General features: G+C 69.7%; 11 protein-coding genes. 6 read left to right on the top strand and 5 right to left on the bottom strand.

Annotated elements, in window-relative coordinates:
* Positions 1-2 precede the first annotated feature (2 nt).
* The 6 genes from CPH63_RS01210 to CPH63_RS01185 all read left to right on the top strand — a co-directional run bounded on the left by CPH63_RS01210 (position 3) and on the right by CPH63_RS01185 (position 7,011).
* Entirely contained in the window at positions 3-1,487 is a 1,485-nt protein-coding gene (locus CPH63_RS01210) for an HNH endonuclease signature motif containing protein (RefSeq protein WP_096301210.1), read from the top strand.
* 242 nt (positions 1,488-1,729) lie between these two features.
* Positions 1,730-2,608, top strand: a complete 879-nt coding sequence (locus CPH63_RS01205) for a Rossmann-like and DUF2520 domain-containing protein (protein ID WP_096301209.1) — start codon at positions 1,730-1,732, stop codon at positions 2,606-2,608.
* The gene (gene panC / locus CPH63_RS01200; protein WP_096301208.1) at positions 2,605-3,522 is read left to right on the top strand and encodes a pantoate--beta-alanine ligase; all 918 of its coding nucleotides are present in this window, start codon (positions 2,605-2,607) and stop codon (positions 3,520-3,522) included. The genes CPH63_RS01205 and panC overlap by 4 nt, the downstream gene beginning before the upstream one ends.
* Positions 3,519-5,240 carry an L-aspartate oxidase gene (locus CPH63_RS01195; RefSeq protein ID WP_096301207.1) on the top strand — a complete coding sequence of 574 codons (1,722 nt, stop codon included), beginning with the start codon at positions 3,519-3,521 and terminating at the stop codon, positions 5,238-5,240. Before panC ends, CPH63_RS01195 begins: the two co-directional genes overlap by 4 nt.
* Positions 5,237-6,166 (top strand): carboxylating nicotinate-nucleotide diphosphorylase, encoded by a 930-nt coding sequence (gene nadC / locus CPH63_RS01190; protein ID WP_096301206.1) that lies wholly within the window; start codon positions 5,237-5,239, stop codon positions 6,164-6,166. The genes CPH63_RS01195 and nadC overlap by 4 nt, the downstream gene beginning before the upstream one ends.
* Before the next feature lie 80 nt (positions 6,167-6,246).
* Positions 6,247-7,011 (top strand): type III pantothenate kinase, encoded by a 765-nt coding sequence (locus CPH63_RS01185; RefSeq protein ID WP_096301205.1) that lies wholly within the window; start codon positions 6,247-6,249, stop codon positions 7,009-7,011.
* 21 nt (positions 7,012-7,032) lie between these two features.
* Here CPH63_RS01185 and CPH63_RS01180 read toward each other — a convergent pair whose 3' ends face one another.
* The 5 genes from CPH63_RS01180 to CPH63_RS01160 all read right to left on the bottom strand — a co-directional run bounded on the left by CPH63_RS01180 (position 7,033) and on the right by CPH63_RS01160 (position 15,275).
* Positions 7,033-7,839 (bottom strand): class I SAM-dependent methyltransferase, encoded by an 807-nt coding sequence (locus tag CPH63_RS01180; RefSeq protein ID WP_206745626.1) that lies wholly within the window; start codon positions 7,837-7,839, stop codon positions 7,033-7,035.
* Positions 7,836-8,963, bottom strand: coding sequence for an acyltransferase (locus CPH63_RS01175; RefSeq protein ID WP_096301204.1), 1,128 nt, complete (start codon positions 8,961-8,963; stop codon positions 7,836-7,838). The genes CPH63_RS01180 and CPH63_RS01175 overlap by 4 nt, the downstream gene beginning before the upstream one ends.
* A 9-nt stretch (positions 8,964-8,972) precedes the next feature.
* Positions 8,973-13,364, bottom strand: a complete 4,392-nt coding sequence (locus tag CPH63_RS01170) for a fibronectin type III domain-containing protein (RefSeq protein ID WP_096301203.1) — start codon at positions 13,362-13,364, stop codon at positions 8,973-8,975.
* 139 nt (positions 13,365-13,503) lie between these two features.
* Positions 13,504-14,109, bottom strand: a complete 606-nt coding sequence (locus tag CPH63_RS01165; RefSeq protein WP_096301202.1) for a response regulator — start codon at positions 14,107-14,109, stop codon at positions 13,504-13,506.
* Complete coding sequence (locus tag CPH63_RS01160) at positions 14,106-15,275, bottom strand: sensor histidine kinase (RefSeq protein ID WP_197704516.1); 1,170 nt, start codon at positions 15,273-15,275, stop codon at positions 14,106-14,108. Before CPH63_RS01160 ends, CPH63_RS01165 begins: the two co-directional genes overlap by 4 nt.
* Positions 15,276-15,293 lie beyond the last annotated feature (18 nt).

Raw genomic sequence — 15,293 nt, 5'->3', positions numbered from 1 at the left:
GCATGGTTGGAGGGCCTGAAGTCGACGCATCACCGAAAGTGGCTGCCCTGTTGGAGGCGGTCACGGCGGCGGTCGACACCCTGCTCGACGCCCCGTTGCCGTCGCTGACCTCCACCGAGCTGCTGGAACTGGTGCAGGGGTGGGAGACGCACCGCCGCCGGGAGGTCGCGGTGGAGCATCTGCTGCTGTCGGCGGTGATGGGACGAGGACTCGCCGGCGAATATGGGTTCGCGTCCCCGCAGGCGTTGTTGGTGGGGGTGTTGCGGGTCGATCCAGGGGAGGCGAAGGCCCGGGTCAGAGCGGCGCAGGACCTCGGTCCGCGGACCGGTCTGACCGGGGAACAACTGGAACCGGTGTTCGGTGAGACCGCGGCCGCGCAGAAGACGGGGGTGATCTCGGCCGGGCATGCGAAGGTCATCACCACCACGCTGGACGGGTTGAGCGAGGACCTGGACTTCGCCCACGGGGCCCGGGTCCAGGCCGAGCTGGTGGCCCAGGCCCGCTGGTTCACCCCCCGAGACCTCGCGAAACTCGCCACCCGGATCGTGGCCCATCTCGACCCTGACGGCACCGAACCGTCTGACACCCGGCAGCAGCAGAACCGGGGGTTCACGTTGGCCCGGCGCCCGGATGGGATGGTCATCCCGACCGGGGCACTGACCCCGGCCTGCGGCGCTGCGTTGGAAGCTGTCCTCGACTGTCTCAGCGCACCCACCCCCGCGACCCCCGCCCCGGCCAGCGACACCGATGCCGGTGCCGGCCAGACCGGCACGACGGGCGGCGCGGCCGGCGACAGCGGCGGTGTCGGTGACGGGGTGGTGGAACGTGACTCCCGGACCCCGGCGCAACGCCGTCATGACGCGTTGCTGGACTCCTCCCTCCGGCTGCTGGCCGACGGTGGACTCCCACCCAGCGGCGGGGTGCCGACGACGCTGCTGATCACTATGAGCGACGAGCAACTGCGGACCGGCGAGGGTTACGCGTGCACCCCGCACGGGGACCTGATCTCGGTGGACGAGGCGCTGGGCTTAGCTGATCAGACCGAAATCATCACCACGACCCTGAGCCGCACCGGTGGAGTGCTGGACGTCGGACGAACGAAACGCTGCGCCACCCCCACGATGCGGCTGGCGTTGTTCGCCCGAGACCGTGGTTGTTGTTTCCCCGGCTGCACCATGCCCGCGACCTGGACGCAGGCCCACCACGTCACACCCTGGCAAGACGGCGGCATCACCGCAGTCGCCAACACCTGCCTGCTCTGCGGATTCCACCACCGGACGTTCCAGATGATGGGCTGGCAGGTCTACATCAACGACGGCGTCCCCTGGTGGATCCCACCACCCTGGATCGACCCGACCCAACAACCCGTCCGAAACACCCAACACCACCCACCCCCCATACCGATCGGCACCGAGCCCGTCGGTGCTGGCGGCGACGGCCGGCCAACTGACGGGTGCGCCACCGAACACGAGGCTGGAGCGAGTTAGGTGCGCCACAGAGTTCCGGCGTTTCCCCGCGGCGTTTGGGAGCATCGAGCGCGGGTGGCATCGCGGTCAACGCGCCGCGCCGAGGCTGGCCGCGTAGGCTCGACCACTGCATTGAGGCGATCAGCCGTGTCGCGCGAGGCTGCCGCCGATCAACATCGCAACACCCGGACGCGGCATCTCCACCAGCGTGACTCCAGCACCACACCGAGCATTGAACTGCTACTACTGAGGACGTTCGAACAGTGACTTCTGCGCCACCACGTCTGCGGGTCGGCGTCGTCGGCACCGGCCGGGTGGGGTCGGTGCTCGGGGCCGCGCTGATCCGGGCCGGCCACGAGGTGGTTGCGGCCAGCGGCGTCTCCGACCGCTCACAGGCCTACGCTCGTCGGCTACTGCCCGGAGTGCCGATACTGCCCCCGGACGAGGTCGTGGCCGACGCCGACCTTGTCCTGCTCGCTGTCCCCGACGACGCGCTCCGTCCGCTCGTCACCGGGCTCGCTACCACCAACGCCTGGCGCCCGGGAGCGCTGGTCGCGCATACCTCCGGTGCCTACGGCATCAGCGTGCTCGACGCCGCCGCCGCCCGGGGTGTCGTGCCGCTGGCCCTGCATCCGGTGATGACGTTCGCCGGCCGCCCGGAGGACCTGGACCGCCTGGAGGGAGCCGCCTTCGGTGTCACTTCGGCCGAGGAGATGCGCCCGGTCGCCGAAGCCCTCGTCGTTCAGATCGGCGGCGAACCGGTCTGGGTCCCGGAACTCGCCCGGCCGATGTACCACGCCGCGCTTAGCATCGGCGCCAATTATCTGGTCACCATCGTCAATGATTCGCTGGATCTTCTCGACGCAGCTGGAGTGGAGCAGTCACCCCGGTTGCTCGCTCCGCTGCTCAGCGCCGCACTGGATAACGTGCTGCGGCTGCGCGATGGTGCCCTCACCGGTCCGGTGTCCCGGGGCGACGTGGCCACCGTCGCCACCCATCTGACCACGCTGCGCGCCCAGGCTCCGCAGACCGTCGCGGCCTACATCGCAATGGCCCGGCGTACGGCGGAACGGGCCAGCGCCGCCGGACAGCTACGGGGCGACGCGTTCACGGCGGTAACCGCGATACTGGACGAGTCATGAGCGAACCAGTGAACTTTGTCCGCAGCCGGGCCGACTTCCTCGCCGCCCGCGCCAAGCTCCCGGGTGCCCAGCGGTCGGGCGCCCAGCAGTACGGCGAGAGCGGCACCGTCGGCGTGGTGCTCACCATGGGCGCACTGCACGACGGGCACGCCGCGCTGATGGACGCCGCCCGCGCCGAGTGTGACTCGGTGGTGGCCACCGTCTTCATCAACCCGCTCCAGTTCGGTGACCCGGCCGACCTCAACCGCTACCCGCGCACGCTCGACGCCGACGTCGCGATCGCCCAGGCACATGGCGTCGACCTGCTGTGGGCCCCCGGGCTCACCGATGTCTACACCGCCGGTGAGGTCGAGGTCACGATCAACTCCGGACCCCTCGGTCAGGTGCTGGAGGGAGCCGCCCGCCCCGGCCACTTCGACGGCATGCTGACGGTCGTCGCCAAGTTCCTCAGCGTCATTCGCCCCGATCGGGCCTATTTCGGGGAGAAGGACTACCAGCAACTGACGCTGATCCGCCGCATGGTGGCCGACCTGGACCTCGGCCCGCGGATCGTCGGTGTCCCGACGGTCAGGGAGGCGGACGGGCTGGCCCTCTCCAGCCGCAACGTCTTCCTCTCCGCCGCCGAGCGCGCGCAGTCGCTCGCCCTCTGCGGCGCGCTGGAGGCCGGACGTGACGCGGCGGCCGCCGGCGAACGAGCCGTCGTCTCCGCCGCTCAGCGCGTCCTCGCTGCGGCCGGCGTCACCCCCGACTACCTTGCGCTGCGCGGCAGTGACCTCGGCCAGCCACGGGCCGGCGAGGCGGCCCGATTGCTGGTCGCGGCCAAACTGGGGGCCACCCGCCTCATCGACAACATCCAGATCGACGGGCTGCGGGTCGAGGCCGCAGCGAGCGGTGCTGAGCAGGCTCAGTCATGAGGAGCGCCACCTCGTCGGTCGGCGTGCCGCGCCGGCTGGCTTCGGCCGAGCAGGGTTGGACTGCTGAGACCGACGTCGTCATCGTCGGCTCCGGAATTGCCGGGCTCACCACCGCCCTGCAGATCGCCCGCCATTCGAGCCTTCGGATCATGCTGGTCACCAAGGATGTGCTCTCCGCCGGATCGACCCGCTGGGCCCAGGGGGGAATCGCCGCGGCGCTCGGCACCGGCGACACTCCGGAGCAGCACCTCACCGACACGCTGGTCGCGGGGGCGGGCATCTGTGACGAGGACGCGGTGCGCGTCCTGGTGCGGGAAGGGCCGGCGGCGGTGCGGGACCTGGCCGCGCTCGGCGCCCGCTTCGACCTGGCCCAGGATGGTGCCATCTCGCTGACCCGGGAAGGCGGCCACCACCGCGACCGGATCGTCCATGCCGGCGGGGATGCGACCGGCGCCGAGATCGAACGGGCGCTGGTCGCCCGCGTCCTGGGCGCCTCGGGCGTCGAGGCCATCGAGCATGCGCTGGTGCTGGATCTGCTGAAAACCTCGGATGGTTCGGTGGCCGGTGTCACCCTGCACGTGATGGGGGAGGGGCAGCGTGACGGTGTCGGCTCGGTACGGGCCCGGGCTGTCGTCCTCGCCACCGGCGGCTTCGGGCAGGTCTACGCGTCCACCACCAACCCGAGTGTCGCGACCGGTGACGGGGTCGCCGCTGCCATCCGCGCCGGCGCCGTCGTCCGCGACCTGGAGTTCGTTCAGTTCCATCCCACGGTCGCCTGGCTCGGCGCCCGGTCACGGGGGCAGCAGCCGCTGGTCAGCGAGGCGGTCCGCGGCGAGGGCGCCTTCCTGGTCGACGACGCTGGAGTGCGCTTCATGCAGGGGCAGCACGAACTGGCTGATCTGGCGCCCCGCGACGTGGTGGCCAAGGCGATCCTGCGACGGATGCATGAGACCGGCGCCGACCACATGTGGCTGGACGCGCGGCACTTCGGTACCGAGAAGTGGCGAGTCCGTTTCCCGACCATCTATGCCACCCTCGGATCGCTGGGCATCGACCCGGCGCAGGACCTGATCCCGGTGGTGCCGGCGGCCCATTACGCCTCCGGCGGCGTGCACACCGACCTGCTCGGACGCTCGACCGTGCCCGGCCTCTACGCCTGCGGAGAGACGGCCTGCACCGGCGTGCATGGGGCGAACCGGCTGGCCTCGAACTCCCTGCTCGAGGGGCTGGTCTTCGGGCGGCGGATCGCGGCCACGCTGGTTGAGACGCTGGTCGAGCCGGCGCCGGCCCCGGAGACCGTGGCCGCCGGCGCGCCGGCGGCGGTACTGGCGGCCGAAGTTCGCCCGGCGCTGCAGCAGATCATGAGCGAGCACGCCGGGGTGCTACGTGACGCCAAGGGCCTCGACGCGGCGGCGCGGGGCTTGGCCGAGCTGGGTGCGCACAGCTGCGACGAGCCGGGCACCGAGCATTGGGAGGCGACGAACCTCTTCACCGTCGCCACCGCGCTGGTCGAGGCGGCCCAGCTGCGCGAGGAGACCCGCGGTTCGCACTGGCGCGAGGACTTCGCCGAGCGCGATGACGAGCATTGGCGCGGTCACCTGGACACCACGCTCGTCGACCGCACCGAAGCCACCGCGACCGGGGGCGGCAACATCTTCCCGGAGATGCTCGCCGACCCCCAGCCCACCCCGACCCTTACTACGGAGTTCACCCGATGACGTTCGTCGATCCCAGCGTCCGTGCCGTCGTCGAGTCGGCCGGCCTTGAACCGTGGCGAGTCGACGAGGTGATCACCCGGGCGCTGGAGGAGGACATCGGCGCCGACGGCGATGTGACGACCAACTCGATCATTGCGCCGACGCAGGTGGCCTCAGCCGATCTGGTGCCCCGATCGGCCGGTGTGGTGGCCGGTCTTCCGGTCGCGGCCTGGGCCTTCGACGTCGTCGGTGAGGGGCGGCTGCGGGTGGAGTTCGGCACCGTCGATGGCAGCAGCGTCACCGCGGGCGAGGTGCTGGCCACGGTGAGTGGGCCGGTGCGTGACATCCTCACCGCGGAGCGGACCGCCCTCAATCTGCTCTGCCACCTCTCGGGCGTGGCGTCGCTGACCCGGCAGTGGGTCGACGCGGTGGCCGGCACCGGGGCGCAGATCCGCGACACCCGCAAGACGATGCCGGGCCTGCGGGCTCTGGAGAAGTACGCGGTGCGCTGCGGCGGCGGGGTCAACCACCGCATGTCGCTATCGGACGCGGCGCTGGTCAAGGACAACCACGTCGCGGCCGCCGGTGGCGTCGTGGCGGCCTTCGAGCTCGTCCGGGAGGCCTACCCGGAGCTCTCGATCGAGGTCGAGGTGGACACCGTCGAGCAGGCCCGGGAGGCCATCGCGGCGGGCGCCCAGCTGGTGCTGCTGGACAACATGCCGCCGGCCCAGCTGCGCGAGGTGGTTCGCTTCGCCACCGAATTCCCGGACGTGAAGCTGGAAGCGTCGGGTGGCCTCACTCTGGCCGGGGCCCGCGAAGTGGCCGAGACCGGCGTCGACTATCTTGCCGTCGGGGCACTGACGCACTCCGCGCCGGTCCTCGACATCGGCCTCGACATCGGCCTAGACATCGGCCTAGACATCGGCCTAGACATCGGCCTGACCTGAGCTAACCCCTTCCGGTCCTGGCTGCTTCGGGTCTTCAACGACCAGAACCGGCCACGAGCGCAGAGAGAACGGTGCGGCACATGCTGCTTGCGATTGACATCGGCAACACCAACACGGTGCTCGGCATCTTCGACGGGGAGAAGCTCGACCACTCCTGGCGCATCAAGACCGATGCCCGCAGCACCGCCGACGAGCTTGCCCTCACCTTCCGCGGTCTGCTGGCCGAGCACACCGTTGACGGGGTCGCGGCCTGCTCCACGGTCCCAGCCGCCATGCGCGAACTACGCGTCATGCTGGAGCGCTACTACCCGGGCCTGCCCACGGTACTCGTCGAGCCTGGCGTGCGCACCGGCGTCAGCCTGCAGTACGAGAACCCCAAGGAGGTCGGCGCCGACCGGATCGTCAACACGCTGGCGGCATTCCACCTCGTGCACGGCCCGGCGATCGTCGTCGACTTCGGCACCACCACCAACTTCGACGTGGTCAGTGCCAAGGGCGAGTTCATGGGTGGGGCGCTGGCCCCCGGCATCGAGATCTCCCTGGACGCGCTGGCCGCCCGCGCCGCGCAGCTGCGCAAGGTGGAGCTGGTGCTGCCCCGCTCGCCGATCGGCAAGAGCACCGTCGAGGCACTTCAGTCCGGAATTCTCTATGGATTCGCCGGTCAGGTCGACGGATTGGTGCGTCGGCTGAGCCGCGAGTTGGTGCCCGACGCCCCGGAGTCGGTCGAGGTGATCGCGACCGGAGGGCTGGCCCCGCTGATGACCGACAATTCCGAGACGATCACCCGCTTCGAGCCCGACCTGACCCTGCTCGGCCTGCGGCTCATCTACGAACGCAACGCCTGAGGTACCAACCGCGCCGGCGGCTCAGCCGGCTGGGATCGCCCGCTCGGCGCGCAGCGCGATCGTCGTGTATCCGACCTCGATCAGTTCCCCGGCCGGCACCTCGGCCTCGATGCGGCGGCGGATGGTCGCCAGCAGGTCACGGCGATCATCGTCGTGCATCGCGATGACGTAGGAGCGGGAACTGATGAGTTCCAGTACCCCGTCGATGCTCAGTTCCTGGCTGTGCTCGAAGTCGCCCCGCTCGGTGGGGCCGAAGAAGTGACGATCCAGTTCGACTGAGCTGTTGCGCTCCGGCCGCAGGTGCTCCACCGCCCGTCCCATGCTGTGGCTGGCCGCCACGCTCGCCGCGTCGAAGGCGTTGAAGCTCGACGAGGCCGGGTCGCGACGGTTCCACAGCAATCCGGCGACGCCGCCGGGACGCAGCACCCTCGCGATCTCGGCGTCGGCCGCCGGGCGGTCGAACCAGTGGAAGGCCGACCCGACCAGCACCGCGTCCATGCTGGCATCGGGCAGATCGATCGCCTCCGCACTGCCCAACCGTGAGTCGATGGTCGGCAGGTGTTCGCGCAGTCGGGCCAGCATGTTCGGCGACGGGTCGATCGCGGTCACCGTGAGTCCCCGGGCCACCAGCGAGCGGGTCAGCTTCCCGGTGCCGGCCCCCAGGTCCAGCACCTCGCCTGCTCCGGCCGGGAGGATCCAATCCAGCGCCACCGCCGGAAATCCGGGGCGGGCCCGGTCGTAGACATCGGCGGCGTCATCGAAGGTGGCCGCCAAGCGGTGGCGATCGGCCGCGGCCAGCCGCGCATGCGGCACTCCCGGGAAGGTCACGCCTCCAACGTAGCGCTCGGCGTCTGCTCGTGCCGGAACGTCTGAACACGCCCCGAAGTCCGTCCTCGGTCCTCCGCTGGTTCACCATCCCACCCGGCGCGGCCGGCGAACCAGCGGTCGGACCGCTGCGCCAGCCGCAGCGCCGGACGCTCCACTGCGAACCAACTGGCGGCGGCAACCGGGACGGTGAGTAGCATCGCCAGCAGGCTGGAGATCGGGTAGCCGAGATGCTGCACGGTGAGCAGCACCAGCAGTTGCTGCAGCGGAAAGGCATAGATGTAGATGCCGTAGGAGATGTCGTTGCGCGCACCCACCCGGTCCAGCCGCAGCCGGGCGCCGAGCCAGAGCAGCAGATAGGTCAGCGGGATGGCACCGAGGGTGTCGAGGCGATCGACAGCCATCGCCACCCCGCAGGCCACCGCCGCCACAGCGGCGATCGGCCAGCCCAGCCGCAGCCGGTCACTCCACAGCGCGGCCAGCGCCCCGGCGAAGAACGCCGTACCCAGGGTCGCCAGCTCCGTGTAGTTGATGAACCGGCCACCGGCTACGTGAGCGCTGGCCACAATCAGCAGCAGGACGAAGGCGACCAGCACCAGGTGCCGGTGCAGCCGCAGCGGGGCGAAGAGGAGCAGGCCGATCATCAGGTAGCAGGCGAACTCGAAGTAGAGCGTCCAGAGCGAGCCGTCCCAGGCCTGCGGGAACGGCACCGAGTCCAGAGTGTGCCGGATGTCGTACTGGTTGATGTTCAGGGCCAGGTTGTCCAGCACGTAGTGCCCGGCCGATCCCCACTCGACCCGACCCGGCCCGATCACCTGGGCCAGCGGCGCGAAGATGACCGCAGTGAGGATGAGGCAGACCAGGAACGCCGGATAGATCCGGAGGAACCGGTGGCGCAGGTAGGACCCGAACGACCGCCGGCGACGGCTGTTGGTGATGAGGAAGCCGGAGATCGCGAAGAAGCCGGCCACCGCCCAACGCCCGGCTCGAATCTCGGGTGAGGCCTGATCCGACCCGAACCCGCCGAGCTCGACCTGGTGGGCGAGAAGCACGGTCACGGCCAGCAGAAGGCGCAGGAAATTAAGGCTGTTCTGTCGACCTCGATAGGCCGCAGCGATCGACTCCAACCGGCGGGCTCAGGCGCTCTTGAAGACGATGGTGGCCATCAGCCAGATCGTCTTGGCCTGCGTACCGGCGCTCGCGCCCGGGGTCGCCCCCGCGGCGACCGAGGCATCCTCGGTGAGTAGGTCCATGTTGCCATTCTTGGCCAGATTCACCCGAGCCGTGTAGCCGGGGTCAGCCGTCGGCGTGGTCGAGAACCCGGAGTCGGCGTAGAAGCCGATGGCCAGCCCGTTCTGGGTGGTCGCCGGCGTCGCGCCGGAGCTCACCGCCTGGTTCGCCGTGGTGGTTCCGGCGGCCTGCGCGGTCACGTCCACGGGGCTCGTCGCAGCCAATCCGGAGTACTCGGAGAAGCCGACGCCGATGTCCGCCTTCTTGGTGGTGGTCGCGGTGATCACCGGCTTGGTGCCGCTGCCCGCCGTCACCGGAGCGCTCCAGACACTCATCTCGGTCCCGTCCGAGGCCGTGAAGTGGAGCAGTTCGGAGTAGGTGTTGCCGGCGGCATCCTTGACTGCGGAGGTGGTGGCGCCGTCGGCACTCCACACGCCGACCTGGACGATGAGCCGATTGCCGGCCGAGATGCTGCTCGACGGCGTCACCGTCAGCGATGTCTTAGCGGCTGACTGGGCGCTCGTCTGCTGGACGAAAGCCGGCGCCACGACCGCGGTCGGGACCACCGAGTTCGAGGCCGACGACGGCAGTGACGTGCCGATGGCGTTGGTCGCGGTGACCCGGAAGGTGTACGACGTCCCGTTGATGAGGGAGTTGATCGTCGTCGACGTGCTCCCCGCCGCGACGGGTGTCGAGGGCTGCGCGGCCGAAGCGATGTAGGGCGTGACCGTATAGCCGGTGATCGGGCTGCCGCCGTTGTTCGGGGCGGTCCAGCTCACCGTGGCCCGGCTGTTCCCGGGGATCGCGGAGACCGCCGTCGGCGCCGCCGGAGCGGTCGGCGGCGTGGAGACGGCGGACTTGAAGACCAGCGTCGCCGCCAGCCAGATCGTGTTGGCGCCGGTGGTCGACGTCGAGTTCGCGGTCGCCCCGGCCGCCACGCTCTGATCCTGAGCCAGCAGCTGCATGCTGTTGTTCGGCGAGACGTTGGCCCGCTGGGTCCAGCCGGAGCCCGCGACCAGGGTCGAGCCGAACCCGGAGTCGGCGTAGAAGCCGACCGCTAGCTCGCCGCTGGAGGACGCGGCGGCGGTCGCCCCGGAGCTCACCGAAGCGGCACCCGAGGTCGTGCCCGTCGCCTGCGCGCTGGTGTCGAGCGAGCCGCTACCGGCCGCAGTCGAGAGCCCGGAGTACTCCAGCGCGGTGATCCCGATGTCGGCCGTCGAGCCGACGGTGGCGGTGATCGAGGGTCTCACCCCGCCAGCGGTGACCGGCGCGCTCCACACGCTCATCTCGGTGCCGTCGGAGGCGACCTTATGAGTCAACTCGGTATAGACGTTCCCAGCAGAGTCGGTCACTCCGGAGGCGGTGGTGTGCGCGGCGTTCCAGACCGAGACCTGCACCAGCATCCGATCGCCGACGGCAACATTGGCCCCCGGTGTGACCGAGACGCTGGTGGCGGCGCCGGTACTGCCGGTGGCCTTCTGGACGAAGGCCGCGGCCGGCGCGCTCGCCGGGGTGACGGCGTTGGAGGCCGTCGAGCTGGGGCCGGTTCCGACGGCGTTGGTCGCCGCCACCTTGAAGGTGTACGTGGTGCCGTTGCTCAGGCCGGTGACCGTCGTCGAGGTGGCGACCGGGTTTCCGCCGCTGACCAGGACCGGGTCCTGGGCGGTCGTCCCGATGTACGGCGTGACCTGGTAGGAGGTGATCGGGGCGCCCCCGTCGGTCGGGGCGTTCCACTGCACGCTGGCCGTCTTGTTGCCGGCGACGGCGACGGTGCCGGTGACGGTGCCGGGGACCGTCTGTGCGGTGGCGGCGCCGATATGCACGAACTTCGCTATCGAGGGCACGCCGTTCTTCAGGATGAAGAGCATGTAGTAGCCGGGCGGGGCGATGGTGCCCGAGGCCGGCGCGGTGACGTTCAGGGAGCCGCTACCGGCGGTGAAGTTGAGCGGGACGAAGTGCTGGTTCATGTCGATCTGGTGGGTGTCCGCCCCCAGCGACACCAGGTTCACCGCGGTGATCGACGCCGCGTCCGGCGTGTTCACCGTGATCGGATCGCCGTAGGTGGCCGAGGCCGAAGCCGAGGTGATCGTCGGCCGGGGGCCTTGGGACAGGTAGGCCGGTGAGTAGATCTGCGACGAGTACTGCCCCGGGTTCTGCAGGCCTTCGGAGTGGCCGCCGCCACTGACCAGGACCGTCGCGTCGGGCAGCAGCACCGACGTCGAGTGGTAGTTGCGGGCCGCGGCCATCGACGCGCCGGTGGTCCACGTCTCGGTGGTCGGGTTCCAGATCTCGGTCGGCAGCACACCGGTGGTGATCACCGTCTGATCGCTGGTCGCCGAGCCACCGACGGCCAGGACTGTCCCGTCGGCCAGCATCGTCAGGTTGTGGTAGATCCGGTTGTAGGCCATCGGAGCCGTCTGGCGCCAGGTCGGCGTGGCCGCGTTCAGGTCGACCACCGCGGTGTTGTTCTTCGAGCCGACCTGCGCGTCGATCAGCGGTGCGCCGCCGCTGTAGAGGATCTTGCCCGGGCGGTACATCACTGACGAGCCGTTGAAGAGTCCACTGGACCCGACGTTGGTCCAGGTCTGGTTGGCGACGTTGAGCAGGTGCGAGTTGTCCTCCTCCGGACCCATCACGAAGACGTCACCGCTGGGCACCTCGTAGCTGAACGGGTACTCCTCCTCGTGCACGGAGGAGGTGTTGACGCCCGGCAGGAGCGTCCAGGTGTTGCTCGCCGGGTCGTACACCTCGGGTGTATCGGCCCAGGTCATCGTGTCGCTGCTGTTGCCGCTGACCGCGAGGTAACGACCATCAGCGAGTTCGGTGACCGTCGGGTACCAGCGCGGATAGTTCATGTCGGCCACCCGTGACCAGGTGTTGGACGCCGGATCGAAGATGTTCGTGTCGACGATGCCGAGCTGGCCGGTCGACAGGCCTCCGTAGCCGCCGATCACCAGCAGCCGCCCGTCCGGAAGGGAGGCGGCTCCGTCGCAGAAGATGCTGTCCGGTGGGTTGATGGTGGTGAAGACCGTCGGGTTGGCCGGGTCCCAGACGACGCTCGGCTGCGGCTGCTGCCAGCCGTCCCAGGAGATCGTCTTGCCGTTGTAGAGCAGGTGAGTGGCCAGCGGCATGATCGGCCAGGTCCGCAGCGGGGCCCAGCTACCGCCCGGGGCGGCCACCGGAGTGACCGCGTTCGACGTCGCGGCCGGGCCGGTGCCGACGCTGTTGGTGGCGGTGACGTCGAAGGAGTACTGCTGGCCGTTGGTGAGCCCGGGGATGGTCGCCGTGGTCGGGGTGCCGGTGATGCTGATCGGGGTCAGCGCCGTGGTGCCCTGTTTCGGCGTGACGGTGTACGAGGTTATCGGGCTGCCACCGTTGTTCGGCGCGCCCCAGCTGAGGCTGGCCGAGCTGTCGCCCGCCGTGGCGATCAGGCCGGTGGGGGCCGACGGCGCCGTCGCCGGCCCGGTCTGGGCCGGGTTGAAGACGATGGTCGCCATCTGCCAGTAGGTGTTCTTGCCGGCGGCGGTCGCTGCGGCCGGGGTGCTGGCGATCGCCACCGGGGCGTCCTCGACCAGCATCTGCATGTCGCCGTTGGGCGAGACGTTGGCCCGCTGGGTGAAACCGGCACCGGCTCCAAGGGTGGCGCCGAAGCCGGAATCAACATAGAAACCAAGGGCGAATTCGTTGCTTCCGGTGACGGCCGGGGTCGCGCTGGAGCTCACCGTGGCGGCCGCGGTGGTGAGGCCGTTCTTGGTCGCCGACTGATCGACCGCAGTCGCCCCGGCGGCGGCCAGGCCGGAGTACTCGAGGGCCACCGCTCCGATATCGGCCGTGCCGGTCGCCTTGACGGTGATCACCGGCTTCGTGCCGGCGCCGGCGGTGATCGGTGCCGTCCAGACGCTCATCTCGGTGTGGTCGGCAGCGGTGGTGTGCACCAGTTCGCGGTAGACGTTCCCCGCGCTGTCGGTGATGGTGCTGGCCGTCGCGTTGGCGGCGCTCCACACGCCGACCTCGACGATGAGTCGATTCCCGTCCCCCAGGGTGGCGGTCGGGGTCATTGTCACGCTGGTCTTGTTCGTCAGGTGGGTGCTCACCTGCTGGACGAAGGCCGGCGGCGTCGCCGCCGCGCTGGCCGGGGCCGCGTAGGCGGCGCCGAGCCCGGCGATCACGGCCGAGGTGGTGACCAGCCCGACTGCCCGCGAGGCAACCGATCGCGCGCTCGGTCGGCCCGGGTCAACCCGTGGGCGATTCGCCCTACGATCCGCCGGCAGAATTCGGGCAGCAGAAAAAGACTTCATCAGATCGATCCCCCAACCGTTCTGGCACATCCAGCCTCGATATCCAGCCTGTCTTAGCTCAAGAGGCTCGTGCTGTACGCAACGTACACGCTCGGCGAAGAAATTGGCAGCGTGAAATCGCCCGGTTTGGCGGGTCGTCTCACAACCAACCCCGCTGCTCAGCCCGTCTGACCGCCTCCACCCGGTTTCGGGTATCCGTCTTGGCGATCGCCGCCGACAGATAGTTGCGCACGGTGCCCTGCGAGAGGAAGAGCTTCGCCGCAATATCGGCCACGGTGGCCCCGTCCCGGGCCGCCACCAGGACGTCCCGTTCGCGTCCGGTCAGCGGTGAGGCGCCGCCGGCCAGGGTCGCCGCGGCGAGCGCCGGGTCAACCACCCGCTCCCCATTCGACACCCGGCGGACCGCATCGGCCAGCTGCTCGGCCGGGGCGTCCTTCACGAGGAAGCCGAGAACGCCGGCCTCCATCGCCCGGCGCAGGTAGCCAGGGCGGCCGAAGGTGGTGAGGATCAGGACCCGACAGTCAGGCAGCTGCTGAGCCAGCGCGGCGGCCGCCGCCAGCCCATCGAGTCCGGGCATCTCGATGTCGAGCAGGGCCACGTCAGCCGCGCTGCTGCGGGCGGCGGCCACGACTTCGTCACCGCGGCCGACCTGGACGACGACGACGAAGTCCTCCTCCAACTCCAGTAGTGCCACCAGTGCGGCCCGGATCATTCCCTGGTCATCGGCGACGAGAAGTCTGATCAACTGGGTACCAATTCAGAGTCCAGTGGGACATCGACGCGCAGCCTGAAGCCGACGAGCGCGGTCGCGCTGCCGATCGTGACGAACCCACCGGCCGCCTCGACCCGTTCGCGCAGCCCGCTGAGTCCGTTCCCGGCGCCGGACAGCCCGCCCTTGCCGTTATCGCAGATGTCGATCCAGTTCGGGCCGAGCGAGATCTCACAGCGCTCGGCCCGGGAGTGCCGCACGATGTTCGTCACGCCTTCCCGGGTCACCCAGCCGAAGAGCTCCTGTAGCGACGGGTCGACCACGTCGACCGCGCCGGGGAGCGTCGCGTCGACGCCGGCCGCCCGAAGCACCTCCCGGGCACTGGCGATCTCGCCGATCAGGGTGACGTCGTGGTAGCCCGACACAGCGGTGCGGACGTCGGCCAGCGCGCGCCGGGAGAGCTCCTCGACCTCTTTGATCTCCTGGGCGGCGCGGGCCGGATCGATGCTGGAGAGCCGGCGGGCCAGGCTGGCCTTGACGGTGATGGTGGTGAGCGAATGACCGAGAAGATCATGCAGATCCCGGGCAATTCGCGAGCGTTCGTTCTCGGCCGCGAGGCGCGCCACCTCGGCGCGGGCCTCACTCAAGGCGATGTTCGCCCGCACGATGTTGAAGAACCCGAACATCGCCATCGACACGAGCCCCACGATCACGCCGGTGGAGAAGTTGAGCCCGGCGTTCCAGGACGGCACCAGCGCCGGCGCCACGATGGTGGCGACGGTGAGGGCAGCCACGATGCCCAGCGCATAACGATGGGCGCTGGCCACCGCCAGCACGGCCAGATAGACCACACAGACGAAGGCATCCTCGTGCGCCAGTGGCAACTCGATGACGGCGATGATGACCGCGATCAGGTACAGGATCCAGAAGCGGCGGGTCTGCCCGCTCCAGCCCGAGGTCATCGCCAGCAGGTAGCAGGCGGCGAAGGCGAAGATCAGCACGTAGCCGAGGAAGGCCGCGGCCCCCGTCGAATGCTTGTTGATCCCGCTCGCCACCTGCGCCAGGTAGACCAGCCAGAACGACGGAAAGACGAAACGCTGCCAACCGGATCGCCACATTTTGCTGGTGATCTGGTGTTCCTCTTCGGCCAGACCGGGGCGCAGCGTCTCCGGCTGGGGCGCCGCCTTCGTCATTCTCGTCATCGTCCTGTGAGCCTAGGT

The organism is Jatrophihabitans sp. GAS493 (genome assembly GCF_900230215.1).
In the GTDB taxonomy this organism is placed as follows: Bacteria; Actinomycetota; Actinomycetes; order Mycobacteriales; family Jatrophihabitantaceae; genus MT45.
The sequence above is the reverse complement of the archived record's forward strand: the minus strand, read 5'-3'. Positions and strand labels throughout refer to the sequence as shown.